The organism is Herbidospora yilanensis (genome assembly GCF_001570565.1).
GTDB lineage: Bacteria > Actinomycetota > Actinomycetes > Streptosporangiales > Streptosporangiaceae > Herbidospora > Herbidospora yilanensis.
Window position 1 is genome coordinate 364,251 of record NZ_BBXE01000014.1, and the last position, 26,505, is coordinate 390,755.

A 26,505-nucleotide genomic window follows, 5' to 3' on the forward strand; every position below is an offset into this window, starting at 1 on the left:
TTCGGCGGGGCTGGTCGTCGCGGGGCAGTGGTCGGGCGCGTGGAACACCGGGTCCCGCGATGGATCGGCAAAAGCGATAGCACGGTCGAACGGGAAAAGTCGAGCCCGGTTTCCCGTTCTTGGTCGCCGGTCCGGCCCGTGATTACCCTGGGCCGCATCCACCCGATAATCGAAAAGAAGGGGCGGGTGATGAAAGGAATTGTTCTCGCCGGCGGCAGCGGCACGCGTATGCATCCCCTGACTCTGGCGACGTCCAAGCAACTGCTCGCCATCTATGACAAGCCGATGGTCTATTACCCGCTTTCGGTGCTCATGCTGGCCGGGCTGCGCGAGATCCTGGTCATCTCCACGCCCGACAACCTTCCGCTGCTGCGCCGGCTGCTGCGCGACGGGTCGCATCTCGGGCTGGAGATCACCTATGCCGAGCAGCCGGAGCCGCGCGGCATCGCGGAGGCGTTCGTCATCGGGGCCGACCACGTCGGCGACGACGAGGTGGCGCTCATCCTGGGCGACAACTTCTTCCACGGGGCCGGCTTCCCGCGCATCCTGCGGGCCAGCCGCAGCAGGCTGAACGGCTGCACCATGTTCGGCTACCCGGTGTCCGACCCCGAGCGATACGGGATCGGCGAGGTCGACGCCGAGGGCGTGCTGGTCTCCATCGAGGAGAAGCCGCTCCGCCCGCGCTCCAACGACGCCATCACCGGCCTCTACCTCTACGACAACGACGTCCTGGAGATCGTCCGCGACCTGGTGCCCTCCGACCGCGGGGAACTGGAGATCACCGATGTCAACAAGGCGTACCTGAAGCAGGGGCGGGCCCACCTGGTCCGGCTGGGGCGCGGTTTCACCTGGCTCGACGCCGGCACCCACGATTCGATCCTGGCCGCCGGTCAATATGTGCAGACCATCGAAAAGCGCCAGGGCGTGCGGGTCGCCTGCCTTGAGGAGATCGCCCTGCGCATGGGATACATCGACACCGACGCGTGTCACCGGCTCGGCGCCGAAATGAAGAACTCGGAATACGGCCGCTATTTGATGGAGATCGCGGAGTCGTTCGGTTGAGCCGGGTTCTGTCCCGCTGGCGGGACGGGAATTCATCGGTGAGGAGGGCGTCATGGATTATGCCGAGTTGAGCCCGCGTGAATTGTTGTCCCTCGAATTCGCCGCGCCGGCCGTGACGGAGCGGGCCTGGCACGTGGGATGGGACGCCGGCGACGGCGTGCCCGAGCGGCTCGCGGCGGAACTGCTGCCTCCCGTGATCGACTTCCGCACCTCCGGCAGCACCGGGGAGAGCCGCCTGTGGCGCCGGCTGCGGGAGAACGTCTGGCGGGAGGCGGGCATGCTCGCCGACATGGTCGCGCCGGAGAAGCCGGAGGCCGTCGTCTCCTGCGTCCCGCCCGCGCATCTGTTCGGCGCGCTGGCCAGTGTGCTCGTGCCGGCCCATCTGCGGGTGCCGGTCTGGCACAAGCCCACGTTCTACGGGGCCATGCCGCCGATCGAGCAGCGCAGGGTCGTCGTGGTGGCCACACCGTGGATCTTCACGCTGCTGCTCCAGCACCTGGCGTGGGTGCGGGAGATGGAGCACGTCACGGTGCTCTACGGCGGCGCGATGATCCCCGAGACGGCCGGGGAGTTCCTGGCCGAGGCCGGGCCCGACCGCGCGCTGATCGTCGAGATGCTCGGCTCCACCGAGGCCGGGGGCATCGCGACCCGGCGCTGGCGGGAGGGCGAGCCGCCGCCGTGGACGCTCTTCCCCGACGTGTCCTTCGCCGCCTCCGGCGAGCCCGACGACGACGGCGAGGTGCCCCTGGTGATCAACAGCCCCCGCCTGGCCTTCGCCCCGGGTGAACGGGCGCCCTCGGTCTGGGAGGCCGACGACCGCGTGCGCCCCCTGGACGAGCGGAGGTTCCACTTCGCCGGGCGCCGCTCCCGCCTGGTCAAGGTGAACGGCCGCCGGATCAACCTGGACGAGGTCGAGAACGCCCTGCGCGGCGTGCTCGACTGCGCCGACCTGGCCGTGCTCCCGGTCGCCGACCGGATGATCGGCGAGCACGTCGACCTGCTGGTCGTGCTGAAACCGGGCGGCGCCCTGGCCGACCTCGACCTGGCCGCGGCCTTCGAGCGCATGGGCGTGCGGCCCCGGCGCGTGCACACGGTCCCCCGGATCGAGCGGTCCGCGCTCGGCAAGGTACGGCACCTTTCGACCCCACCCACGAGCGAAGCAGAGGAAGCACAGTGACACTGATCGCCGACACGCCGAGCACCGCGACCGGCGCCGCGAACCTGGCGGACCTCGCCGGGAGCGCCACCTGGGACAGCCGGATCGAGCCGTGTGACGACGCCGCCGTCGCCCGGATGGAGGCCAGCGCGGCGACGATCGCCAAGCACCTGGCCTCCGAGCGTCCCATCTACGGCCTCACCCAGGGGTTCGGCCCGCTCGTCCTCTACTCCGCCGAGTCGGAGATGGAGCAGGGCAGCTCGCTCATCTCCCACCTGGGCACCGGGCAGGGCCGGCCGCTGAGCCCCGAGGTCAGCAGGCTGATCCTCTTCCTGCGCCTCAACAGCATGCGGCGCGGCTACTCCGCCGTCTCGCCGGAGTTCTGGCAGGTCCTGGCCGACCTGTGGAACGCGGGCTTCACGCCGGTCATCCCGCGCGACGGCACGGTCAGCGCCAGCGGCGACCTCCAGCCGCTCGCGCACGCCGCGCTGACGTTCACCGGGACGGGCGAGGCCTGGATGCGCGGGGCCGACGGCGGCTGGACGATCCGGCCCGCCCGGGAGGCACTGGCCGCGCTCGGCGTCGAGCCGTTCGAGTGGCCGGTCAGGGAGGCGCTCGCCTTCGTCAACGGCACCGGCGCGAGCCTGGCGGTGTCGATCCTCAACCACCAGTCGGCGCTGCGGCTGGTGCGGGCCGCCGCGATGCTCGCCGGACGGCTGGCCACCCTGCTGCGCGCCAACCCCGAGCACTACGACGACGGCCACGCCGTCGCCCGGGGTCAGCTCGGCCAGCACACGGTCGCCCGCTGGATCAGGCAGGAGCTGCCGCCCGGCCTGGTCAGGGACGAGCGGCGGCCGCTCCAGGAGCCCTACAGCCTGCGGTGCGCGCCGCAGGTGCTCGGCGCGGTGCTCGACCAGCTCACCATGGCGGGCGACGTGCTGGACCGCGAGGCCAACGGCTGCCAGGACAACCCGATCACCTACGACGACCAGGTCCTGCACGGCGGCAACTTCCACGCCATGCCGGTGGGCCTGGCCTCCGACCAGATCGGGTTGTCCCTGCACATGGCCGCCTACCTGGCCGAACGGCAACTCGGGCTGCTGCTCAACCCGGCCACCAACGGCGACCTGCCGATGATGCTCACCCCCCGGGCCGGACGCGGCTGCGGGCTGGCCGGGGTGCACATCAGCGCCACCTCGTTCGTGTCCAAGATCAGGCAGACGGTCACGCCGGCCTCCCTGACCACGCTGCCCACCAACGGCTGGAACCAGGACCACGTGCCGATGGCGCTCAACGGCGCCAACGCCGTGGCCGACGGCCTCGACCTCGGCTGGCTGACCATCGGCTCGCTGGCGCTGGGGGTGGCCCAGCTCGCCGTCATGGTCGGCGACCGGCCGACCGGGGTGTGGGCGGAACTGGCGGAGATCTCGCCGCCGCTGGACGCCGACCGGCCGATGGCGGCCGAGGTGCGGGCGGCCCGCGACCTGCTCGACCGCCAGGCCGCCGCGGAACTGGCCGCGGAACGGGGTGCCGGCCGGTGAGCGTGGAGCAGTTGCGCCGCAGCGCGCGCTCGTTCGCGACCGGCACCCGGGACTCCCGCCAGGGTCCCACCGCCGACCAGGTCGCCGACTTCTACGACCGGAACGCCCGCGCGCTCGACGAGATCTACGGCGGCCAGATCCACGTGGGCTACTGGACCGGTCCGGACGACGACGCCTCGTTCAGGGAGGCCGCCGCCCGGCTGACGTCCCTCATGACGACGGCGCTCCGGGTCGGGCCCGGCGGCCACGTCCTGGACCTCGGCTGCGGGCCGGGGGCCACGGCGCTCCAGGTGGCGCGCGCGACCGGCGCGCGGGTGACCGGCGTCGCGATCAGCCGGGCCGAGGTCGAGCTGGCCTCGGCGCTGGCCGAGGCGGAGTCCATGACCGACCTGGTGGCGTTCCGGCACGCCGACGCGCTGGACCTGCCCTTCGAGGCGGGCACCTTCGACGCCGTCCTGGCGGCCGAGACGATCCCGCACTTCCCCGACCGGACGGCCGCGCTGCGCGAGTGCGCCCGGGTGCTGCGTCCCGGCGGCCGTCTGGTGCTCACCGACAACATCAGGCGCGGCCCGCTGGAGCTCGACCCGGCGGAGGAGGAGGCGTTCCTCAAGGCGACGGCGGCCTGGCGGATGGCGCCCATGGCCCGGCTGGAGGACTATCCCGGCCTCGTCGAGCGGGCCGGGTTCGAGGTCGACGAGGTCGCCGACCTCACCGAGCACACCAAGCAGTCGTTCCGGTGGTTGTACGTGGCCACCCGCGAGTACGCCGCCAGGCACGGCGACCTGCCCGCCGACCTGCTCGGCATCTTCTGCGTCGGCGACGACGTCGACTGGCTGGAGTACGAGGACGACGAGGAGGAGCACGACGGCGTCGTGCTCGTCGTGGCCCGCAAACCGGAGACGGACGGCGATGAGTGACCGCGAGACCGCGCCGGCCACGCACAGGTACGGCCAGAGCCCGCAGTGGGCGCGCATCAACCGCACGAGCCTGGCGCTGGACGCGCTCGACCTGGCCACCTTCAAGTCCAGCAAGGTCAACTACAAGATCTCGTTGTGGAACCCGGAGGCCAACGGCCTCCGCTATCTCAAGACCCTGACCTACAACCTGGCCGCCGACCTGTCGCCGGAGAACAGGGCCCGCCTGGCCCGCATCCGCAACCGCGACGTCGGCGCCCCGATCACGGTCACCGTGGACGGCGACCGGGTCTGCCTCGACTACCTCCAGGCGGTGCACGAGCTGGAGTTCGTGAGCCGCTCGGTGAAGCTGGACGGGGCCCGGGTGCTGGAGATCGGCGCCGGCTACGGCCGCTCCTGCCACGCCGTGTTGTCCAACCACGACGTCGCCGAGTACGTCATCGTGGACCTGGAGAACTGCCTGACCCTCACGCGCGACTACCTGCGCGCGGTGCTCACGCCCGCGCAGTTCGGCCGGGTCCGCTTCCTCGGCATCGACGAGGTGGACGACCTGGTCGGCGGCCCCGGTTTCGACCTGTGCCTGAACATCGACTCCTTCGCCGAGATGAACGAGGAGACGGCGCGCAACTACCTCACGGTCATCGACACGGTCGCCACGGCGTTCTACACCAAGAACCCCGTCGGGAAGTACCTGGACTACAGCCTCGACCGGCAGTACGACGGGGAGGAGGCGGTGCGGCTGGCGCTCGGGTCCGGGCTGCTGCGCGACATCGTCGACGTCCACGACGCCTCGGCCGTACGCGAGCACGCGGCCCGTTTCGTCTCGGTCTACCGTCCGGGACCCGGGTGGACGCTGGTGGAGGACGGGTGGGCTCGCCCGTGGACGTTCTACTGGCAGGCGCTCTACACCAGAACCGCGTCCTGACAGCGTCCTGACGAGGGAAGAGGGGGCGGGCCCGGCGCGGGCCCGCCCTCTCTCGTGTCCGCGCTCAGCGGGCGCGGTGCCGTTCGGTGAGCGCCTCCAGTTCCGGCACCAGGTCGTTCGGCGTCGGAAGCCGGCGCATCTCGGCGCGCAGCCGCTCGGCTCCCGCCCGCAGGCCCGGGTCGTTCAGCAGGCGCAGCACGCCGGCCCGGATCGCCGGCCCGGTGGCCTCGGCGGGACGCAGCGCCAACGCGCCGCCCTGCGCGGCCAGCTTGCGCGCCATGATCGGCTCGTTGAAGTGGTGGCCGACGGCCAGTTGCGGCACGCCGTACAGGGCGGTCGTGAGCACGGTACCGTCGCCGCCGTGGTCGATGACGGCCGCGCAGGTGGGCACGAGCGCGTCCAGCGGCACGAACGGCACCAGCCGGGCGTTCGCCGGCACCCGGCGGAGCCGCGCCCGCTGCTCGTCGGGGATGGTGGCGACCACCTCGACGTCCAGGTCGGCCAGGTGGTCGAGCACCTCCTCCACGCCGATCGCGAAGCCCCCCGAGAAGCCGTCGGCGGCGAAGCCGAGGGTCAGGGCCACCCGCGGGCGCGCGGGCGGGGTGCGCAACCAGCCGGGCACCGTGGCGGCGCCGACGTGCGGGACGTAGCGCATCCGCACGTAGCGCAGCCCCTCGGCCTGGTCGCTGAGCGAGGCGGGGAGCTGGTGGATGGTGAAGTGCCCGGTGGCCAGTTCCTCTCCGTAGGGGAAGCCGTACTTGCGGGCGTAGCCGCCGAGCCATTCGGCCAGCGGGTCGGCCCGCTCCTGCGGCGGACGCCGGGCCTTGAGCCGCAGGAAGTGCTCGCGGGCGATGCCGAAGACGTCCAGGCACCACAACTGGCGGGCGTGCGCGGCGCCGACGGCCCTGGCCGCGATGGCGCCCGCGTAGCTGAACGGCTCCCAGATCACCAGGTCGGGAAGCCAGCGCCGGGCGAACTCGACCAGGCCGGCGATCATCGGCAGGTTCTCGGCGCGGTAGCCGTCGACGGCGTCGGCGTAACCGCCGAGCATGCCGTCCCAGGTCGCGTGCGCGGGGTCGTCCGCGACGTCGAACGGCGGAGACAGACCGGCCCTCGCCTTCTCCAGTTGCTCGTCGGTCACGCCGTAGCCGCGCAGGAGCCGGACCATGTCGAGGTCGCGGCCCACCGGCACCGCGGTCAGCCCGGCTCGGGTGATCGCGCCGGCGAAGCCGGGCTGGCTGGCCACCCTGACCTCGTGGCCCGCCGTGCGCAGCGCCCACGCCAGCGGCACCAACGGCAGGAACGTGCTCGTCCCCGGCGTGATGGCGAACAGGACCCGCATCAGCGGCTCGCGGTGCGGTACTTGGCGGTGAGCTCCTCCAGTTGCGGGACGAGCTGGTTGGGCGTGGGCATCGCGTGGATCTCGTCGCGCAGGTCCCGGGCGCGCTGGGCGAAGGAGGGCTCGTCGAGCAGCCGCCGCACCTGCGTGCGGATCTCCTCTTCGGACGCCAGGTCGCCGCGGATCGTCAGGCCGGCGCCCTGCGCGCTGTGCAGGCGGGACAACTCGGGCTCGTCGATGTCCCAGGGCAGGGTGAGCTGCGGGATGCCGTAGCCCGCGGTGGTGATCAGGGTGCCGGCGCCCGCGTGGTTGATGACGACGCTGCAGGTGGGGGCCAGCGCGTGCAGCGGAACGAAGGGGACGATCCGCGCGTTGTCCGGCACCCGCAGCTCCTTCTGGGCGGCCTCGGCGATCGTGGCCACCACCTCGACGTCGAGGTCGGCCAGCGCGTCGAGGGCGGTCTGCACGTCGACCGTGTAGGTCGCGAAGCGCTCCCCGGCCGTCCAGCCGAGGGTGAGGGCGACGCGCGGCCGCTCCGGCTCCTGCCACAACCAGTCGGGCACGACCGCCACGCCGTTGTAGGGCACGTACCGGAGTGGCACGTTGTGCAGGTCGGCCTCCCTGCGGAGCGAGGGAGGGAGCTGGTCGATGGTGAAGTGGCCGACGGCCATGTCCTCGGTGTACTCGCCGCCGTACTTGCGGGCGTAGCCGCCGAGCCATTCGGCCAGCGGGTCGGCCCGCTCCTCCGGCGGACGCTGCGCCTTCAGCCGCAGGAAGTGGTCACGGGTGACCCCGAACATGTCGATGGAGATCAGTTGCCGCGCGGACGCCGCACCGCACGCCTTGGCGGCGATGCCGCCCGCGTACGTCGACGGCTCCCAGATCACCAGATCGGGCTCCCAGTGCACGGCGAAGTCGACCAGGTCGGCGATGATCGGGAAGTTCTCCCGCCGGTGCTCCTCCGCGACCGCCTCGGCGTAGCCGGGCAGCATGCGGTCCCAGGTCGCCTTGGCCGGGTCGTCGACGACGTCGAACGGGCGGTGCAGGCCGTGCCCGATGTCGTCGTGGACGTCCATCGCCACCTCGACGAGGCGGTACATGTCCATGTCGCGCCCGACGGGCACGGCGGTCAGCCCGGCCTGGTTGATCTCCTTGGCGAAGCCCGGCTGGCTGGCGACCCGGACGTCGTGCCCGGCCGTGCGGAGCGCCCAGGCCATGGGCACCATGGGCAGCAGCGTGGTGGTCTCGGGGTTGATCACGAACAGTACGCGCATGGTCAGCGGTTCCTCTCGGTCAGTTCCTCAAGCCGGGCGACCAGTTGCCCGGGGCTCGGCAGGGCGGCCAGCTCCGCCCGCAGGTCGTCGGCCCGCTTGGCGAAGGCGGGTTCCTCCAGCAGCCGCAGGACGGCGGCGCGCACGGTCTCGCCCGACACGCGGTCGGCGTCGACGGCCAGCGCGGCGCCCTGCGCGGCCAACCGGCGGGCGAAGAGCGGGCCGTCGAAGTCCCACGGCATCGCGAGTTGCGGCACGCCGTGCCCGGCCGTGGTGAGCACGGTGCCGAAGCCCCCGTGGCTGAGCACGGCGGAGCAGGTGGCGGCCAGCGCCTGGAGCGGCACGTAGGGCACCACGCGGGCGTTGCCCGGCACCGTGGCCAACCCGTGCCGCTCGGCGTCGGCGATGGTGGCGACGACCTCGACGTCCAGGTCGGCCAGCGCCTCCAGCAGGTCGCGCACGCTGACCGAGTAGCCGGCCGCGTGGTCGGTGAGGCTGACGCCCATCGTCAGCGCGACGCGGGGACGCCGGGGCGGTTCGCGCAACCAGCCGGGCACGACGGAGGGCCCGCCGTGGGGGAGGTAGCGGACGGGGACGTGGTGCAGGCCCGGCGCCCGCACCGCGATGGAGTCGGGCACCTGGTCGATGGTGAACTGGCCGGTCACCATGTCCTCGGCGAAGTCGCCGCCGTGCCTGCGGGCGTAGCCGTCGAGCCACTCGGCCAGGGGGTCGGCGCGGTCGTGCTCCGGCCGGCCGGCCTTCAGGTCCAGGAACCGGGCGCGGGTCAGGCCGAAGACGTCCAGGCTCCAGAGGAGGCGCGCGTGGGCGGCCCCGCAGGCGCGGGCGGCGATGGGGCCGGCGAAGGCGAGCGGCTCCCAGACGACCAGGTCGGGCCGCCAGTGGCGGGCGAACTCCGTCAGCGCGGCGATCATGGGCAGGCAGCCGGGCCGGTGCCAGTGCCGCAGCACCTCGGCGTATCCCTCGGTGAGGTGCTCCCAGGTGCCCCGGCCGGGGAACTGGGCCACGTCGTAGGGGGCGGGCAGGCCGTAGGCGGGTCGCCACGTCCAGCCGGGCAGCCGGGGATCGCGGGCGAGCAGCCGCCACAGGTCGCCGTCGCGGCCGACCGGCACGGCGGTGAGCCCGGCCTGCGTGATCACGTCGGCGAAGGCGGGCTGCCCGGCGACCCGCACCTCGTGGCCGGCCGCGCGCAGCGCCCAGGCCAGCGGCACCATGGCCAGCAGGTGGGCCTTCTCGGGGTTGGCGACGAAGAGCACGCGCATCCCGGTCACCGCCCGGCCAGCTCGGCCAGGTCCCCGGCCAGCTCGTTGGGGGAGGGCATGTCCAGCATCTCCTGGCGGAGCCGGGCCGCCGCGACGCCGAAGGCCGGCTCGCGCAGCAGCCGCAGCAACCGGTCGCGGATGGTCGGGCCGCTGACCTGGGCGGCCAGGAGCGCCAGCCCGGCGCCCTGCGCGGCGATCCGCCTGGCCAGCGCCGGGCCGTCCCCGTCGAACGGCATCGCGAGCTGGGGCACCCCCTGGAGCGCCGTGGTCGCCAGGGTCCCGAACCCGGCGTGGTGGATGACGACCGAGCAGGTCGCCACCAGCGCCTGCATCGGCACGAACCGCACCAGCCGCACGTTGCCCGGCAGCACCCCGCCGAGGCGCTCCCGTTCGGCGTCGCCGACCGTGGCCACCAGCTCGACGTCGAGCCCGGCCAGTGTGCCGAGCACGTCGCGGAGGCTCACCGCGCTGCCCGCGCCGTGCTCGGCGAAGCTGATGCCCGTGGTGAAGGCGACCCTCGGCCGCTCCGGCGCGGCCCGCAACCAGCCGGGCACGACGGCCGGGCCGCCGTAGGGCACGTAGCGCAGCGGGACGTACCGCAGGCCGTCGGCCTCCAGGCGCATCGAGGGGGGCACCAGCGTGATCGTGAAGTCGCCGGTCGTGAGGTCCTCGCCGTACGGGAAACCGTAGGCGCGGGCGTAGCCGTCGAGCCATTCGGCCAGGGGGTCGTCACCGGATTCCGCGGGCTTGAGGCGGAGGTAGTGCTCCCGGGTCACGCCGAAGCCGTCGACGCTGAACAGCAGGCGGGCGTGGGCCGCGCCGCAGGCCCGCGCCGCGATCGCGCCCGCGTAGGTCGTGGGCTCCCAGATCACCAGGTCGGGTTTCCAGTGCCGGGCGAAGTCGACCAGGGCGGGCACCATGGGGACGTTGCTCATCTTGTGCCAGCGCGGCACCTGGACGGCGTATCCGTCCCGCAGGTAGGTCCACGTGACGTCCCGGGGCCGCCACTCGGCGGCGTCGTAGGGGACCGGCAGGCCGTTCGTCCCTGCCGCGATCCAGTTCAGGTCGCGGTTCATGAGCTGCCAGAGGTCCCGGTCGCCACCGATCGGCACGGCGGTGAGCCCGGCCTGGGTGACCACCGGGCAGAAGGAGGGCTGCACGGCGAACACCACCTCGTGGCCCGCCGTGCGCAGCGCCCACGCGAGCGGAGCCATGGCCAGGAAGTGCGCCTTCTCCGGATACGTGGTGAACAGCACGCGCATGCCGGCCCTCACCCTCGGCCGTGCCGGGCGGCCAGCTCCTCCAGGCGGGGCACGACCTGGTTCGGCGCGGGCACGGACAGCGCCTCGGCCCGCAGCCGCGCCGCCCCCTCGGCGAAGGACGGCTCGGTCAGCAGCCGTCGCACCGCGTCGCGGACGGCCGGGCCGGTGGCCGTGGTGGAGTGCATGGTGAGGCCCGCGCCGGCGGCGGCCAGCAGGGTGGAGAGGGCGGGCTGGTCGACGTCCCACGGCAGGGAGAGTTGCGGGACGCCGAACTGGGCGGTGGTGACCATGGTGCCGACGCCGCCGTGGTGGATGACGGCCGAGCAGGTCGGCACCAGGTCGGGCAGCGGCACGTACGGCACCAGGCGCGCGTTGGCCGGGACACGTTCCAGCTTCTCCCGCTCCGCGTCCGGGATGGTGGCGACCAGCTCGATGTCCAGGTCGGCCAGGCTGTCGAGGAGCCCCTGCATGTCCACCGGGTAGCCCACGTCGTGCTCGGTGATGGTCAGCCCCATCGTGAGGGCGACCCGGGGCCGCTCGGGCGGGGTGCGCAACCAGGCGGGCACCGACGCGGGGCCGCCGTACTGGGTGTAGCGGACCGGCACGTAGGTGAGGTCGCGGGCCTGGACGCGCAGCGGGGCCGGCAGCACGTCGAGGGTGAAGTCGCCGGTGACGAGGTCCTCTCCGGGGGTGAAGCCGTACTTGCGGGCGTAGGAGCCGAGCCATTCGGCGAGGGGGTCGGCCCGGCCGTCCTTGAGGCGCAGGAAGTGCTCCCTGGCGATGCCGTAGACGTCCGCGCCGATGAGCAGCCGGGCGTGGGCGGCTCCGCAGGCGCGGGCCGCGACGGCGCCGGCGAAGGTCGTCGGCTCCCAGATCACCAGGTCGGGTTTCCAGCGCCGGGCGAAGTCGACCAGCCCGGCGACCATGGGGACGTTGCTCACCTTGTGCCAGCCGGAGATCTGCCGCTCGTAGCCGTCGCGCAGGTCCTCCCAGGTGAGGTCGGCGGGGTCCCGCTCGAAGGCGTCGTAGGGCGAGGGGTATCCCGGCTCCCGATCGCCCGAGAACGAACGGTCCTGCCGGGGCAGGTTCCGCACCCGGCCGATGACCTGCCACAGGTCGCGGTCGCCGCCCACCGGCACGGCCGTCAGCCCGGCCTGGGTGACCACGTCGGCGAACTTCGGCTGCACCGCCACCCGCACCTCGTGACCCGCCGTGCGCAGCGCCCATGCGAGCGGCACCATCAGCAGGAAATGGGTCCTTTCTGGATATGTCGTAATCAGGACGCGCATCCGGGTCTCTTTCCTGGTCAGCGGTGCTTGGCGGTGAGTTCTTCGAGGTGCGGGACGAGCTCGGCGGCGCTGGGGAGGGCGTGCATCTCGTCACGGAGGTCATGGGCGCGCCGGGTGAACGACGGCTCGGTGAGGAGCCGGTCGACGGCCCCGGCGACGGCCGGGCCGGTGGCCCTGGTGGTGTGGATCTCCAGCCCGGCGCCGTGGGCGGCCAGCTTCCTGGCCAGGGTGGGCTGGTCGAAGTGGTAGTGCAGCGAGAGCTGCGGGACCGGGTGCAGCGCGGTGGTGGCCAGGGTGGCGGCGCCGGCGTGGTGGACGACGGCGGCGCAGGTGGGGGCCAGGGCGTGCCAGGGGACGTAGGACACGACCCGGGTGTTGGGCGGGACCCGGCGGAGTTTCGGCTGCTCGGCGGCGGCGATGGTGGCGACGACTTCGACGTCGAGCTCGCCCAGGTGGTCGAGGATGTCCTGGACGTCGACGTTGTAGCCGCTGTAGGTCTCCGTCGCGCTGAGCCCCATGGTGAACCCGACGCGGGGGCGGCGGGGCGGCTCGCGCAACCAGCCCGGGACGACCGCGGGGCCGCCGTAGGGGACGTACCGCATCCGGACGTAGGAGAGGCCGTCGGCCTCGACCTGGAGGCTCCGGGGGAGCTGGTCGACGGTGAAGTCGCCGGTGAGCAGGTCCTCGGTGAAGTCGAAGCCGTATTTGCGGGCGTAGCCGGCCAGCCAGTCGGCCATCGGGTCCGACCGCAGTTCCGGCGGCTGCCGCTCGTTGAGCCGCCGGTACAGGGTGCGCACCCCGCCGTAGACGTCGACGCTGAACAGCAGGCGGGCGTGCGCGGCGCCGGCGGCCCGCGCGGCGACCGGACCGGCGAAGGTGAGGGGCTCCCAGACGACCAGGTCGGGTTTCCAGTGCCGGGCGAACTCCACCAGGTCGGCGATGATCGGGAAGTTGCCGTAGCGGTGCCACAGGTTCGCCGCCCGGGCCATGCCCGGTTTCAGGTACTCCCACGTGGCCTTCTCCGGATCGTCGAAGGCGTCGTACGGCGGCGGGATGCCGACCCGCTCCGCCTCCAGTTCCTCGGCCGAGCGCACCATCCGCAACTCGCGGTCGCGCCCGACGGGCACGGCGGTCAGCCCGGCCGAGGTGATCACGTCGGCGAAGCCCGGCTGGCTGGCGAACACCACCTCGTGCCCGGCCGCGCGCAGCGCCCACGCCAGCGGCACCATGTACTGGAAGATCGTCTTCGCCGGCACGGCGGTGAACATCACCCGCATGGTCGTCCTCCCCTGCTTCAGCGGTGTTTGGCGGTCAGCTCTTCGAGGCGGGGCACCAGCTCGGCCGGGCTCGGCATCGCGACCATCTCCCGGCGCAGGGCCTCGGCCCGGTCGGCGAAGCCCGGCTCGTCGATCAGGCGCAACATGGCGTCGCGGACCTCCCTCCCGGTGACCCGGTCGGGGCGCAGCGTGAGCGTCCCGCCCTGCGCCGCCGCCCGCCTGGCCAGCTCCGGCTCGTCGAAGTCCCACGGCAGCGTCACCTGCGGGACGCCGTACAGGGCGGTGGTGAGGAACGTTCCGGGGCCCGCGTGGTTGATGACGACCGCGCAGGTCGGCGCGAGGGCGTGCAGCGGGACGAAGGTCTCCAGCCGGGTGCGGGCCGGGCGGGCGCCGACCGTGCCCTGCACGGCCTTGGGCAGCGTCGCCACGAGTTCGAGGTCGAGATCGGCCAGCGCGGCCACGATGTCGGGCACGTTGGCGGCGAAACCGGCGTAGCGCTCGGTCGCCGTGGTGCCCAGCGTGAGCGCCACCCGGGGCAGTTCCGGCGGCGCGTGCAACCAGCCCGGCACGACGGCCGGGCCGCCGTAGGGGACGGGCCGCATCGGGAGCCGGTCCAGCGTGGTCGGCACGGCCAGCGAGCCGGGCACCTGGTCGATGGTGAACTGGCCGGTGACCAGGTCCTCGCCGAAGTCGAAGCCGTACTTGCGGGCGTAGCCGCCGAGCCATTCGGCCAGGGGGTCCGCCGGCCGCCCGGCCGCGAGGCGCAGGTAGTGCTCGCGGGCGGCGCCGAAGACGTCGATGCTCCAGAGCAGCCGCGCGTGCGCCGCGCCGCAGGCCCGGGCCGCGATCGGCCCCGCGTACGTGGTGGGCTCCCAGATCACCAGGTCCGGCTCCCAGTGCCGGGCGTACGCCACCAGGTCGGCGATCATCGGGAAGTTGTCCAGCTTGTGCCAGCGGTTCAGCATCTCGGCGTAGCCGTCCCGCATGCGCTCCCAGTCGGGCTCGGCCCCTTCTGCGACCGTGTCGTAGGGCGCGGGCAGCCCGTTCCGTTCCGCCTCGACCTGCTCCGGGTGCAGCTCGCCGACCCGCCAGGTCGTGTGGTTCCGGCCGACCGGCACGGCCGTCAGCCCGGCCTGGGTGATGACGCCGGTGAAGCCCGGCTGGCTGGCGACGCGGACGTCGTGGCCCGCCGTGCGCAGCGCCCACGCGAGCGGCACCATCGCGGTGAAGATGGTCGTGCTCTGGTACGTGACCAGCAGGACGCGCATCGTGTCGTCTCCTCAGCGGTGCTTGGCGGTGAGTTCTTCGAGGTGCGGGACCAGGTCGTTGGGGGAGGGCGAGGCGTGCACCTCGTCGCGCAGGTCGTGGGCGCGGCGGGCGAAGGCGGGCTCGGTGAGCAGGCGGTGCACGGCGTGGGCGACGGCGGGCCCGGTGGCCTCGCCGGTGTGCAGTTCGAGCCCCGCGCCGTGGGCGGCCAGCTTCCGGGCGAGGGTCGGCTGGTCGAAGTGGTAGTGCAGCGAGAGCTGCGGGATCGGGTGGAGGGCGGCGGTCGCCAGGGTGGCCGCCCCGGCGTGGTGGACGACGGCCGCGCAGGTGGACACCAGCGCCTGCCAGGGCACGAAAGGCACGACCCGGGCGTTGGGCGGTATCCTCCGCAGCTTGGGCCGCTCGCTCGCCGCGATGGTGGCGACGACCTCGATGTCGAGCTCGCCCAGGTGGTCGAGGATGTCCTGGACGTCGACGTTGTAGCCGTTGTAGATCTCGGTCGCGTGCAGGCCCATGGTGAAGCCGACGCGGGGACGTTCCGGCGCGGCGCGCAGCCAGTCGGGCACGACCGAGGGGCCGCCGTAGGGCACGTGCCGCATGCGGACGTAGGGCAGGTCGGCTTCGACCTGGAGGCTCCGGGGGAGCTGGTCGATGGTGAAGTGGCCGGTCACCATGTCCTCGCCGAAGTCGAAACCGTACTTGCGGGCGTAGCCGGTCAGCCACTCGGCCATCGGGTCGGCACGCTCACCGGCCGGTCGCCGGGCGTCGAGCCGCCGGAAGAGGGCGCGCACCCCGCCGTACACGTCCACGCCGAACAGCAGCCGCGCGTGCGCGGCGCCGCAGGCCCTGGCGGCGATGCCCCCGGCGAACGTGAGGGGCTCCCAGACGACCAGGTCGGGCCGCCAGTGCCGGGCGAACTCCACCAGCTCCGCGATGATCGGGAAGTTGGCCACCCGGTGCCAGCCCCGGACCGCCTCGGCCAGCCCCGGCCGCAGGTACTCCCACGTCGCCTTCTCCGGTTCCTCGAAGGCGTCGTACGGCTTCATGATGCCGACCCGCATCGCCTCACGCAGGTCGGGCCGGTTCGCGGTGATGCGCCACGGGTCGCGGTCCTCGCCCACCGGCACGGCCGTCAGCCCCGCCTGCGTGATCACCGTGGCGAACGCCGGCTGGCTCGCCACCCTGACCTCGTGCCCCGCCGTGCGCAGCGCCCACGCGAGCGGGACCAGGTACTGGAAGATCGACTTCTCGGGGTTGACGACGAACAGGACCCGCATCACGCCGACTCGCGCGCGATCGCGTCCGCCGCCGATTCGAGGCCCTCCATCAGCGGGACCCGCGCCGACCATCCGGAGACCTTCTGGAAGGCGGCCGGATCGAGCACGAAGTCGAGCTGGTCGGTGGGCATCGAGTGCTCGGGCGGCGGCACCGAGGCCACCGGGACCGGCGGCCGGCCGGTGCGCCGCGCCACCACCTTGGAGATCATCGTGAAGAGCTCCGCCACGCTGGTGGCCTGGCCCGTGCCGACCAGCCAGCGCCCGCCCGCCACCGCGTCGGCCCGGTTCAGCGCGGCCACGAAGGCGCGTGCCGTGTCGTCCACGCACAGCAGGTCCCGCTTGACGGTGCCGTCGTGCCACATCGTCAGCGGCTCGCCGGCGAAGGCGCGGCGCATCATCGTCGCCACCACCCCCCGGTCGAGCGAGGTGGGGTCGACACCCTGGCTGTAGAGGGTCGCCAGGCGCAGGGTGCTGCCGCGCACCAGACCCTCGGCGGTGGCCGCCTCGATGATCCGCTCGGCCGCGAGTTTCTGCTGGTCGTAGGCGGTCAGCGGCTCGTCCTGCTCGCTGCCGTCCACCAGGGGCGACGACGAGCGGCCGACCTGCGAGGCCGACCCGGCGAACAGCAGCACCGGCGGCCGGGCCGGGCGGCTCGCCCGCACCGCGTCGAGCAGCCGGTGCACCAGGCCGAGGTTGACCTGCTCGGCGACGGGGTCGACGGCGGCCACCCGCCAGGTGCTCGCCCGGCCCATGTGGGCGACCAGGTGGATCACCGCGTCGGCGCCCTCGACGGCGGAGGCGAGCGCGCCCTCCGCCGTCAGGTCCAGCGCGCGCACCTCCACCTCGGCACGCGGGTCCGGGGGGACGGACGTGGGGCGGCGACCGACGAGCCGCAACCGGACCGGCCGGTCCGCCAGCTCACGGGTGATGGCCGTGCCGAGCAGCCCGGAGGCGCCGAGTACGGTGATCAGTGGTTGGGCGGCTGTGGTCGCCACGTCATCTCCTTCACGTCCGATGCGGTCAAGGGGTCAGGACACGTCGAACGGCCGGGCCGGCGCGGTGCGCCAGTCCAGGGACGGAGGGAGGACGCCGTTGGAGCTCTTGCCCATGAACTCCTCCCAGTCGGTCCTGCGGTCGATGTACTCCTCCCAGTCGGAGCGTTCGACCTGGAAGTTGTGCAGGTCCCAGTAACGGCCGCGGAAGTAGAGGTGACCGGGCAGCGCCCCGGTCCGCTCGTCGCGGTCCGAGATGCCGAACGAGCTGAAGCTGGCCTGCGTGGTCTGGCCGATCACCCGCTCGATGTCGAGGGTGGCGAAGGCGTAGTTGACCACCAGGAGGATCGCCTCCGAGCCGACGCCCAGCCGGGCCGTGTCGGGGTTCATGTAGACCGCGCACCGCACGTGCCCGGCCGGGTCGAGGTTGTGCAGCCCGCCGAACCCCACCTGCTCGCCGGTGCCGAGCCGGGTCACCCGGAAGGCCGCGTACGCGCGCATGGCGCCCCCCTGCGCGGGCCGGACGGCCGGACGCACCGTCTCGACCCCCGTGCGGACGAACAACTGCGCGAAGTCGCGCTGGTCGGTGCCGCCGGCCGGATGGAGGGCCAGCCGGCGCGAGACCGTGTGCGGGAAGATCGTCGTCTTCTGGGTGACGGGGGCCGGGGAGAGGGCGAAGCGGGTGACCCTCGGCTTGGCCCCCGGGTTCGGGGAATCGGTCACGGTCGTTGTCCCGTCGTCGTCTGGATGCGGATCTGGTCCCAGCTCATCTCGCCCACCGCACGCGGCAGCGCGCCGATGTCGCGCAGGTCGTCGGGGGTCAGCACCAGGTCCACGGCGGTCGCGTTCTCCCGGAGCCAGCGGCGGTTGCGCGTCCCGGGGATGGGGGCCACGTTGTCGCCCTGGGCCAGCACCCAGGCGATCGCGACCTGCGCCGGGGTCGCGCCGTGCCGTTCGCTGATCTCGCGCAGGCCCTGGACGATCCACCGGTTCGCGGTCATCGCGTCGGGGCTGAACCGGGGGTCCCGGTTGCGCGAGTCGCCCTCCGAGAGGGCGGTGTGGTCGACGTGGCCCGACAGGAAGCCCCGGCCGAGCGGGGCGAAGGCGAGGAATCCCACGCCGTGCCGGCGCGTCCAGGGCAGCACGTCGCCGAGGCAGGCCGTGGCCCACACCGACAGCTCGTACTGCACGGCGGTGACCGGGAACAACGTGTGCACCAGGTCCAGTTCCTCGACGGTCGCGTGGGAGATGCCCAGCGCCCTGACCTTGCCCTCCGTCACCAGCTCGCCGAGCGCGCCCCAGGTCTCCGCCAGGGGGACCGCCGGGTCGACCCGGTGGAGCTGGTAGAGGTCGATGGCCTCCACGCCGAGCCGGCGCAGCGATCCCTCGCACGCGGCCCGCAGATGGTCGGGCCGGCCGTTGCGGCGGAACCTGCCGTCGGGCCCCGCGATCAGGCCGCACTTGGTGGCGATCGTCACCTTGCCGCCGTGCGTGGCCAGCGCTCTCTTGAGCAGCAGCTCGTTGGTGTACGGCCCGTAGACGTCGGCGGTGTCGAACAGGTCGATGCCGAGCTCGACGGCCTGCCGGATGACCGCGACGGACTCCTCGTCGTCCCGGTTCGCCGGCCCGTAGCCGTGGGACATCGAGCTGCAGCCCAGGCCGATGGCGCTGACGGACAGGTCATCCGTGAGCTGGGTCGTGCGCAATTTGTGCCTCCTGCCCATCAGGTTGGGGATCTGTAACGGCCTCCGCCGCCCCCTCGGCAAGGATCGGAGCCAGGATCACGGGGGTCGCGGCGTGCGCGAAGGCCGCCGCCTCGCCGGCCGCGATGTCGGGCACTTCGTAGTGGCGGTTGCCGGCCGCGGTCTGCACCCGCAGGGTGGCGAGGCCGAGCCGCCGTTGCAGCAGCGACTGCCGCACCCCCCAGCCGATCACGCCCCGGCTCTGCAGCACGACCGTCGTGCGCCGGATCAGCCCGGACCGCATCACCAGGTAGGGCCCGGCGACGGCGTGCCCCAGCGAGTGGTAGGCCACCACGGCCAGCAGGCAGGCCACGGGCACCAGCCCGGCGGGCACCGCCCAGACCCAGCCGGGAACGGCGCCCGTCGCGCCCAGCCAGGCCAGCAGCGCCGCCGGCACACCCGGCACGTAACACGCCCACACCAGCCGCCGGCGCAGCGCCGACCGGGGATGCCGCCGCAGCGGGGCGTCCAGCGGCCGGTGCTCGTCGCCGAGCACGAGCGCCGCCACGCGCCGCGCCTCGGCGACGGACGTGCGCGGCAGGATGGCGGCGGCGGCGTCGCTCCCCGGCGTCCAGCTCAGGCCGGTCGACACGACCTCGGTCTCGGCCAGCCGCAGCCACCTCGACAGCAGCGGTTCGCTGATGGCGACGCCGCGCAGCCGCCGGTCGTCGCGGTAGACCTCGCGGATGCGGAACATCCCCTGGCGCGTCAGCAGGGCCGTGCCGCCCTCGGTCCTGGTGCGGACGAGGCGGAAGTTCGCCTTCTCCCGCAGGTAGTTGAGCGCCATCCCGAAGGTGCCCAGGACGAAGCAGCCGGCCGTGGCCACCACGATCGTCCAGCCGAGCCCCAGCGACCGCCAGTCGACCGCCCGCTCGATGACCTCCCGGAGGTCGACCCCGAACGTCTGCATGGTCAGGTACGCGCTCAGCAGCAGCAGCCCCGAGACCAGGAACGCCCAGACGCTGACGATGTTGTAGACGAACCACGACGCGCGCAGCCGGGCGAGGACCGTCTCCTCGGCCTCGGGCGTCTCCGCCGTCTCCGCGGCGCGGCCGACGCCCAGGAGGTCCGCGCGCAGCCGCTCGGCCGCCCGGGACTCCAGCGCGTCCAGCTTGAACGACGTGCGGGCCTCGCCCGAGGAGATGTGCACCACCCGCAGCCCCGCGAGACGGTGCCGCAGCTTGGCGCTGGTGTCCACGGTGCGGATGCGGTCGCGCGGCACCGACCGGTACCTCCGGACCAGCCAGCCCTTGCGGATCTCCATCCGGTCGGCGCCGACCCGGTAGCGGGTGTGCATCCAGCGCTTGAGGTCCAGCACGCTGGAGACGACCCCGAGGCCGGTCACGATGAACACCGGCCAGGCCTGGAGACCCTGGTCGAAGACGACCGCGGCCACCACGCTGGGGATGAACGTGACCACCATCTTGGCGAGGTCCACCCAGGCCACCCGGCTGTTCAGCCGCTGCCATCCGGCGTCGTCGACGGCGACCGCGGTCACGTGGCGTCCCCGGGCACCATCTGGGTCAGGTCGGTGAGCCGGTCCGAGCACCGCTCGGCCACGTCCGCGTCCAGCCCGATGATGCTGATCCCGCCCTCGCTCGCCGCCGCCGTCGAGATCTTCAGCGTGGCCAGGCGCAGCCGGCTCTGCAGCGGCCCCTTCTTGACGTCGATCGACTGGATGCGCGAGATGGGCACGATCCGCCACTCGCGGACGATCCAGCCGCTCAGGGCGTACACGGCCTCGTCGGTGATCTCCCAGCGGTGCACCCGATAACGCCAGTACGGCACCCGCGTCAAATAAAGCAGATAAATCGGCGGCAGAATCCACAGGAACGGATGGATCCACGGCCTGGTCGCCGGCAGAAATACGTAGAGCGCCACCAGCGCGCCGACGACGGATATTCCCCAGATCAGGGCGTACAGCGTCCACAAGAGAATCGCACGCCGTTCGACCCGATGGCTCGGAGGCTTCAATGCGGGCAATGTGTCGGACATGTCGTCATCCTGGGTCCCGGAACTCCGAGAGACAAATGAAAGGAATTTTCGCGGCGAATGTCGGCGCCCGCTGCGCTGTCTCGCCAGCGGGACAGCGCAGCAGGTCCGGCGCTAGACGCGCGTCGGCTCGCCCTCGCCCGCCCCGGCCTGCGCGGCCTCCTCTTCCGCGGTGGTCTGGACGATGAACTCCGCCAGGTCGCGGAAGGTCTCGCCCTGGAAGCCCTCCAGCTTCTCCAGGAGCTTGAGCTGCGTGGTGTTCTCCAGCTCCAGCAGGACCTGGACCATCGAGAAGGAGTCGAGATCGCGCAGCGAGTCGGGCTGCGGCACGTCCGGCTGCTCGGCGCAGATCATCTCGGCCGTGCCCCGCACCATGCGCTCCACCTCGTCGACCAGGGTCAGGTCGACGGCGGTCGCGTGGTCATTGTCCGGCATGTACTTCGTCCTTTCGTGCGGTCGCGGCGACGTTCAAAGGCGAAACGCCGACGACGGTAGTCAGCTGGCCACAATGGGGACAATAGCCCGCACTCGGCGAATGTCATCGGCATTCCTGCGGTTGCCGCCGATGTGGTACACCTGGCCTAAACCCGGGCGTCCGCGCCGCCTTCCATTCGTGAATCCCTAATGCATTTCGAGTGAAACGAGGGTGACCAAGAAATGCTGTTTCCGCACACCGAGTCCGGGCAGATCGAGTTGCGCCCGGCGGGGGCCAAGGACGCCGCCCGGGTCTACGAGATCCTCTTCCGCCTGGGACACGGCGGCCTGCCGCTGCTGGACCGGTACGCCGACTCCTTCGGCCAGGGCCTGTCGGCCTGTTTCCTGGTGCACCGGAAGGACACCGGCGAGGTCGCCGGATTCAGCACGTTGTCCGAGCCGTCCGTGGCCGGCCACGTGACCGCCGAGGTCCACCTGGGCGGCCAGCCCGACGAGATCAGGCGCGACGCCGCGGTGCTCACGGTCAACTTCGCGTTCGCGATGTGGCGCATCAAGAAGGTCTACTTCCACGCCATCGACCCGTCCCCGGCCGGCATCGGCTTCGCCGGGCCGGACGCGGCCGTGGTCGAGGCCGAGGCGGTCCTGCCCAGGCACACGTACTTCCACGGCCGGACCTGGGACGTCCACGTGTTCGCGGTCTACCGCGAGCGCTGGGACGACCACGGCGTGGACCTTGTCAAGAACATCGTCTGAGAGGTGGCGTGCCGATGACCCTCTACGTCTGGGGTTACCTGCCCGAGTACGAGAAAGAGCGCGACGACATCCTCGACGCCGTCGACACCGTGTTCCGTTCGGGCCGTCTCGTGCTCGGGCCGTCGGTGGAGGGCTTCGAGCGGGAGTTCGCCGCCTACAACGGGGTCGCCCACTGTGTCGGCGTCGACAACGGGACCAACGCCATCGTGCTCGGCCTGCGCGCCCTCGGGATCGGGGCCGGTGACGAGGTCATCACCGTCTCCAACACGGCCGCGCCCACGGTGGTGGCGATCGACGCGGTCGGCGCCGTCCCGGTGTTCGTGGACGTCGACCCCGAGACCTACCTGATGGACGTGTCGCAGGTGGCCGCCGCGATCACCGAGCGCACCCGCTGCATCCTGCCCGTCCACCTGTACGGCCAGTGTGTGGACATGGCGCCGCTGGAGGCGCTCGCCGAGGAGCACGGCCTGCCGATCCTGGAGGACTGCGCGCAGGCCCACGGCGCCCGCCACCACGGCCGGATCGCCGGCTCGATGGGCCGCGCCGCCGCCTTCTCCTTCTACCCGACGAAGGTGCTGGGCGCCTACGGCGACGGCGGCTGCACCGTCACCGGCGACGAGGGGGTGGCCGCCGCCCTACGCCGGCTGCGCTACTACGGCATGGAGGAGCGCTACTACGTCGTCGGCACGCCCGGCTACAACAGCCGCCTCGACGAGGTGCAGGCCGAGATCCTGCGCCGCAAGCTCACCCGGCTGGACGACTACATCGCCCGGCGGCAGGCCATCGCCGACCGCTATGCCGAGGCGTTCGCCGGCACGGGGCTCCTCACCCCGAAGACGGCGCCGGGCAACACCCACGTCTACTACGTGTACGTGGTCCGCCACCCCGAACGCGACCGGATCATGGAGGCGCTCAAGGGCCACGGCGTCTCGCTGAACATCAGCTACCCGTGGCCGGTGCACACCCAGTCGGGCTTCGCCCACCTCGGCTACCGCGAGGGGTCCCTGCCGGTGACCGAGGCGGCGGCGAAGGAGATCTTCTCGCTGCCGATGTACCCCTCGCTCGGCGACGCCGAGCAGGAACGGGTCATCGCCGCCGTGCACGACGTGCTGGCCGGGCTCTGACCATGACCGCACTCGCCTCATCGGCGGAGGGCACCGACGACGGCGCGCTCATGACCACCGCCGAGATCCACGGCTGGTGGGCCGAGCGGCTCGCCGCCGGCCGCTTCGACGTGCGCAGGATCCCCTTCTCCGCCCTCGACGACTGGTCGTTCCACCCCGACACCGGCAACCTCGGCCACGCGAGCGGCCGCTTCTTCACCATCGAGGGCCTGCGGGTGCGGGACGGCGGGGCCGACACCTGGGCCCAGCCGATCATCAACCAGCCCGAGATCGGCGTGCTCGGCATCGTCGTCAAACGGTTCGACGGGGTCCTGCACTGCCTCATGCAGGCCAAGATGGAGCCGGGCAACGTCAACACCCTGCAGATCTCGCCGACGGTGCAGGCCACGCGGAGCAACTACACACGGGTGCACCGCGGCGCGCTGCCCCCCTACCTCGACCTGTTCATGGGGGAGCGGCGCGGCAAGGTCCTGGTCGACGTGCTCCAGTCGGAGCAGGGCGCCTGGTTCTGGCGCAAGCGCAACCGCAACATGGTCGTGGAGGTCACCGGAGACCTGCCGGTGCTGGAGGACTTCGCCTGGCTCACCCTGGCCCAGATCCGCGAGCTGACCAGGATCGAGAACCTCGTCAACATGGACGCCAGGACGGTGTTGTCCTGTCTTCCGTTCGAGATGCCCGAACGGCCCGGCCGGCCGCGCGACGCGTTCGGGGAGGCGCTGCTGCGCTCGTACCGGCGGCCGCAGGACACGCTGCACACGGCGGGCGAGGCGCTGAGCTGGTTCACCGAGGCCAAGACCCGCTGCGACTGGACGGCCCGGCTGGTGCCGCTCGACTCGGTGAAGGGCTGGGAACGCGGCGAGTACGAGTTGTCCGAGCGGGACGGCCGGCTCTTCGAGATCATCGCGGTCGAGGTGGAGGCCAGGACCCGGGAGGTGACCCGCTGGACGCAGCCGCTGCTGCACCCGTGCGGGCAGGGCCGCGCGGTCTTCCTGGCCCGGCCGATCGACGGCGTCCTGCACCTGCTCGTCCAGGCCCGGCCCGAATACGGTCTGGTGGACATGGTGGAGATGGCGCCGACGGTGCACCTGCCGCCCGGCGTGGAACCCCATGACGTGGAGGACGCGTTCCTGCGCGACGTCCTGCTCTCCCGGACCGGCGTGACCCGCTACGACACGGTGCTCTCCGAGGAGGGAGGGCGGTTCTACCGGGCGCTGACGCGCTACCAGATCGTCGAGGTGGGCGACGAGATCCCCATCGATGTTCCGCCGAACTTCCGCTGGATGACGGTCCGGCAACTCCTGGACCTGCTCCACCACGGCCATTATCTGAACATCGAGGCCCGTAGCCTGCTCGCCTGCCTGCACAGCCTGTGCTGACGTCCCGGAGTCCCTGATGCGCCTGCTGTTCACGACCGCGCCGCTGCGCGGCCACCTCCATCCCCTGGTGCCGCTGGCCTGGGCCGCGCGTGCCTGCGGGCACGAGGTCCTGGTGGGGACGGCGGAGGCGTTCTGCGCCGCCGTCGCCGCCTCCGGGCTGCCGGTCGCCTCGCTCGGCCCCGCCGGCGGGTTCGTCGAACTGGCCGGCGCGGAGCGGGCCACGCCCGATCCGGCCGGCCGCAGGCGGGCGCACGGCCGGGCGTTCGCCCTCATCGCGGCCGACGTCCTGCCGGGCGCCCGCAGGGTCGTCGCCGACTGGCGTCCCGACCTGATCGTGAGCGAACGGGCCGAGTTCGCCGGGCCGCTCGCCGCGGCCGCCGCGGGGGTGCCCCAGGTGGAGTACCGGTGGGGCATCGCGCCCCTGGAGGAGTACCCCGAGGCCGCGGCGGAGGAGTTCGGGGTCCGGCCGCCGCCGCCCGTCCGGGTGCTCGACCCCTGGCCGGCCCGGCTACGACAGGCGCACGCCGCGCACCACCAGAGCATCCGCGACATGCCCTACAGCGGGGAGGCCCGGGTGCCCGAATGGGCGCTGCGGCCCCGCGTGCGCCCCCGGGTGTGCGTGACGTTCGGCACCGTCGTGCCGCGTCTCGGCGGCGGACAGGTGGACGACCTGCTCCTGCCCATGCTCCGATCGTTGTCCGGGCTCGGCGCCGAGATCGTGGTGGCCGCCGAAGAACAGGTCCTGGCCGCCCGGCCGGAGCTCGCCGAGGCCGCCGACCACGTCGGCCGCCTGCCGCTCGCGCAGGTGCTGCCGGTCTGCGACGTGCTGGTCAGCCACGGCGGGCACAACACCGTGCTGACGGCGCTGGCGGCCGGTGTCCCGCAACTCGTCATTCCGCAGTTCGACGACCAGTTCGACAACGCCGACGCGGTGGCCGGAGCCGGGGCCGGGCTGCGGCTGGACCCCGGCGCGGCCACCCCGGAGGCGGTGGCCGCGCGGTGCCGGGAGCTCCTCGGCGACCGGCGGCACGCCGAGGCCGCGGCCGGCCTGGCCGCCGAGATCGCCGCGCAGCCGAGCCCGGCCGACGTGGTGACCCTGTTGGAGAAGCCGGCGAGCTGATCGCCGGACCGAAGCGAGGAGCCCCGATGTTCCAGGCGCATCTGATGACCGAGTTGTCGATCCCGGGCGCGTTCCGGCTGACCCCGCAGCGGTACGACGACGTGCGCGGCTACTTCATGGAGGGCTTCCGCGGCGACGTCGTCTCCGAGGCCATCGGCTACCCGTTCGTGACCGGGCAGGTGAACTGGTCGTCCAGCCGCCGCGGCACCCTGCGCGGCATCCACGGCACCACGTTGCCGCCCGGCCAGGCCAAGCTCGTCACCTGCGTGCGCGGGGCGGTGCTCGACGTGGTCGTGGACCTGAGGGTGGGCTCGCCGACCTACGGCAAGTACGAGCTGACCCGCCAGGAGGCCGACTCCGGCACCGCCGTCTACCTGTCCGACGGGCTCGGCCACGCCTTCCTGGCGCTGACCGACGACGCCTGCATGAACTACGTGTGCTCGGCGGCGTACGTGCCGGGCACCATGATCGAGATCGACCCGCTGGACCCGAGGATCGGCATCCCGTGGCCGCTCACCGGACCTCCGATCATGTCGGAGAAGGACGCGGGCGCCCCCACCCTGGACGAGGCCGAGGCGAAGGGGATTCTCCCCACCTACGAGGACTGCCTGGCCCACTACGCCGCGCTGAAGGCGGACCCCTGGCGGCGCTGATGCCCCCTGCCCGATCACCCCTGTTGTTGAGCGGAGTTCATGTGATGAGTGCCAGGACCCCCGACGGGCTGCGGATGGCGGTCATGGGCTGCGCCGACATCGCGTGGCGGCGGACGCTGCCGGCGATGGCCGGCGATCCCCGCGTACACGTCGCGGCGATCGCCAGCCGCGACCTCAAGCGGGCCGAGCGGTTCGCCGACCGGTTCGGCGGCGTGGCCGTCGAAGGGTACGCGGCGCTGCTGGAGCGCACCGACCTCGACGCCGTCTACATCCCGCTGCCCGCGCTGCTGCACGCCGAGTGGGTCGAACGCGCGCTGCGCGCGGGACTGCACGTCCTGGTCGAGAAGCCCATGACGGGCAGTCACGCCGAGACCGCCCGGCTGGTGGCGCTGGCCCGCTCGCGCGGGCTGGTCCTGCTGGAGAACTACATGTTCCTGCACCACTCGCAGCACGGCGCGG

25 protein-coding genes are annotated in these 26,505 nt (G+C 72.6%); 11 read left to right on the forward strand and 14 right to left on the reverse strand.

What is annotated here, in order from left to right; translation table 11 throughout:
- The first annotated feature begins 189 nt into the window (after positions 1-189).
- The 5 genes from rfbA to AW273_RS05980 are packed head-to-tail and all read left to right on the forward strand — an operon-like array spanning position 190 to position 5,598.
- Positions 190-1,062, forward strand: coding sequence for a glucose-1-phosphate thymidylyltransferase RfbA (gene rfbA, locus AW273_RS05960; RefSeq protein WP_062333330.1), 873 nt, complete (start codon positions 190-192; stop codon positions 1,060-1,062).
- A gap of 52 nt (positions 1,063-1,114) precedes the next feature.
- Complete coding sequence (locus tag AW273_RS05965; protein ID WP_062346002.1) at positions 1,115-2,239, forward strand: AMP-binding protein; 1,125 nt, start codon at positions 1,115-1,117, stop codon at positions 2,237-2,239.
- Positions 2,236-3,759, forward strand: a complete 1,524-nt coding sequence (locus AW273_RS05970) for an aromatic amino acid ammonia-lyase (protein WP_083949533.1) — start codon at positions 2,236-2,238, stop codon at positions 3,757-3,759. The genes AW273_RS05965 and AW273_RS05970 overlap by 4 nt, the downstream gene beginning before the upstream one ends.
- Positions 3,756-4,676: an SAM-dependent methyltransferase gene (locus AW273_RS05975; RefSeq protein ID WP_063909847.1), complete on the forward strand. Its 921-nt coding sequence runs from the start codon at positions 3,756-3,758 to the stop codon at positions 4,674-4,676. Before AW273_RS05970 ends, AW273_RS05975 begins: the two co-directional genes overlap by 4 nt.
- Entirely contained in the window at positions 4,669-5,598 is a 930-nt protein-coding gene (locus tag AW273_RS05980) for a putative sugar O-methyltransferase (RefSeq protein ID WP_062346004.1), read from the forward strand. Before AW273_RS05975 ends, AW273_RS05980 begins: the two co-directional genes overlap by 8 nt.
- Positions 5,599-5,662: 64 nt before the next feature.
- Here the strand turns inward: AW273_RS05980 and AW273_RS05985 are convergent, their stop codons facing one another.
- The 14 genes from AW273_RS05985 to AW273_RS06050 all read right to left on the reverse strand — a co-directional run bounded on the left by AW273_RS05985 (position 5,663) and on the right by AW273_RS06050 (position 21,020).
- Positions 5,663-6,940, reverse strand: a complete 1,278-nt coding sequence (locus AW273_RS05985; RefSeq protein ID WP_062346007.1) for an activator-dependent family glycosyltransferase — start codon at positions 6,938-6,940, stop codon at positions 5,663-5,665.
- On the reverse strand, positions 6,940-8,211 hold the full coding sequence (locus tag AW273_RS05990; RefSeq protein WP_062346009.1) for an activator-dependent family glycosyltransferase: 1,272 nt from the start codon (positions 8,209-8,211) through the stop codon (positions 6,940-6,942). The genes AW273_RS05985 and AW273_RS05990 overlap by 1 nt, the downstream gene beginning before the upstream one ends.
- Positions 8,212-8,213: 2 nt before the next feature.
- Positions 8,214-9,488: an activator-dependent family glycosyltransferase gene (locus AW273_RS05995; protein WP_062346170.1), complete on the reverse strand. Its 1,275-nt coding sequence runs from the start codon at positions 9,486-9,488 to the stop codon at positions 8,214-8,216.
- 5 nt (positions 9,489-9,493) lie between these two features.
- Positions 9,494-10,750 carry an activator-dependent family glycosyltransferase gene (locus tag AW273_RS06000; protein ID WP_062346010.1) on the reverse strand — a complete coding sequence of 419 codons (1,257 nt, stop codon included), beginning with the start codon at positions 10,748-10,750 and terminating at the stop codon, positions 9,494-9,496.
- 8 nt (positions 10,751-10,758) lie between these two features.
- Positions 10,759-12,039, reverse strand: coding sequence for an activator-dependent family glycosyltransferase (locus AW273_RS06005; RefSeq protein WP_062346012.1), 1,281 nt, complete (start codon positions 12,037-12,039; stop codon positions 10,759-10,761).
- 17 nt (positions 12,040-12,056) lie between these two features.
- On the reverse strand, positions 12,057-13,316 hold the full coding sequence (locus tag AW273_RS06010; protein ID WP_062346014.1) for an activator-dependent family glycosyltransferase: 1,260 nt from the start codon (positions 13,314-13,316) through the stop codon (positions 12,057-12,059).
- Positions 13,317-13,333: 17 nt separating this feature from the next.
- Positions 13,334-14,584: an activator-dependent family glycosyltransferase gene (locus AW273_RS06015; protein WP_062346016.1), complete on the reverse strand. Its 1,251-nt coding sequence runs from the start codon at positions 14,582-14,584 to the stop codon at positions 13,334-13,336.
- 12 nt (positions 14,585-14,596) lie between these two features.
- On the reverse strand, positions 14,597-15,859 hold the full coding sequence (locus tag AW273_RS06020) for an activator-dependent family glycosyltransferase (protein WP_062346171.1): 1,263 nt from the start codon (positions 15,857-15,859) through the stop codon (positions 14,597-14,599).
- Positions 15,859-16,854, reverse strand: coding sequence for an NAD-dependent epimerase/dehydratase family protein (locus tag AW273_RS06025; RefSeq protein ID WP_062346017.1), 996 nt, complete (start codon positions 16,852-16,854; stop codon positions 15,859-15,861). Before AW273_RS06025 ends, AW273_RS06020 begins: the two co-directional genes overlap by 1 nt.
- Positions 16,855-16,887: 33 nt before the next feature.
- On the reverse strand, positions 16,888-17,574 hold the full coding sequence (locus tag AW273_RS06030) for a GNAT family N-acetyltransferase (RefSeq protein WP_062346020.1): 687 nt from the start codon (positions 17,572-17,574) through the stop codon (positions 16,888-16,890).
- Positions 17,571-18,557: an aldo/keto reductase gene (locus AW273_RS06035; protein WP_269750216.1), complete on the reverse strand. Its 987-nt coding sequence runs from the start codon at positions 18,555-18,557 to the stop codon at positions 17,571-17,573. Before AW273_RS06035 ends, AW273_RS06030 begins: the two co-directional genes overlap by 4 nt.
- Positions 18,532-20,091, reverse strand: a complete 1,560-nt coding sequence (locus AW273_RS06040) for a PH domain-containing protein (RefSeq protein WP_062346024.1) — start codon at positions 20,089-20,091, stop codon at positions 18,532-18,534. Before AW273_RS06040 ends, AW273_RS06035 begins: the two co-directional genes overlap by 26 nt.
- Entirely contained in the window at positions 20,088-20,588 is a 501-nt protein-coding gene (locus AW273_RS06045) for a PH domain-containing protein (RefSeq protein WP_062346026.1), read from the reverse strand. The genes AW273_RS06040 and AW273_RS06045 overlap by 4 nt, the downstream gene beginning before the upstream one ends.
- Positions 20,589-20,699: 111 nt before the next feature.
- The gene (locus tag AW273_RS06050; RefSeq protein WP_062346029.1) at positions 20,700-21,020 is read right to left on the reverse strand and encodes a hypothetical protein; all 321 of its coding nucleotides are present in this window, start codon (positions 21,018-21,020) and stop codon (positions 20,700-20,702) included.
- A gap of 222 nt (positions 21,021-21,242) precedes the next feature.
- Between AW273_RS06050 and AW273_RS06055 the strand changes: the two genes are divergently transcribed.
- The 6 genes from AW273_RS06055 to AW273_RS38420 all read left to right on the forward strand — a co-directional run.
- Entirely contained in the window at positions 21,243-21,773 is a 531-nt protein-coding gene (locus tag AW273_RS06055) for a GNAT family N-acetyltransferase (protein WP_062346031.1), read from the forward strand.
- Between the two features lie 14 nt (positions 21,774-21,787).
- Complete coding sequence (locus AW273_RS06060) at positions 21,788-22,897, forward strand: DegT/DnrJ/EryC1/StrS family aminotransferase (protein WP_062346173.1); 1,110 nt, start codon at positions 21,788-21,790, stop codon at positions 22,895-22,897.
- A 2-nt stretch (positions 22,898-22,899) separates the two neighbouring features.
- Positions 22,900-24,273, forward strand: coding sequence for an NDP-hexose 2,3-dehydratase family protein (locus AW273_RS06065; protein ID WP_062346033.1), 1,374 nt, complete (start codon positions 22,900-22,902; stop codon positions 24,271-24,273).
- A gap of 16 nt (positions 24,274-24,289) precedes the next feature.
- Positions 24,290-25,393, forward strand: a complete 1,104-nt coding sequence (locus AW273_RS06070; protein WP_062346035.1) for a glycosyltransferase — start codon at positions 24,290-24,292, stop codon at positions 25,391-25,393.
- A gap of 26 nt (positions 25,394-25,419) precedes the next feature.
- Entirely contained in the window at positions 25,420-26,046 is a 627-nt protein-coding gene (locus tag AW273_RS06075; protein ID WP_062346042.1) for a dTDP-4-dehydrorhamnose 3,5-epimerase family protein, read from the forward strand.
- Positions 26,047-26,090: 44 nt separating this feature from the next.
- On the forward strand, positions 26,091-26,505 hold a 415-nt coding region (locus tag AW273_RS38420; protein ID WP_232327101.1), incomplete at its 3' end, for a Gfo/Idh/MocA family protein.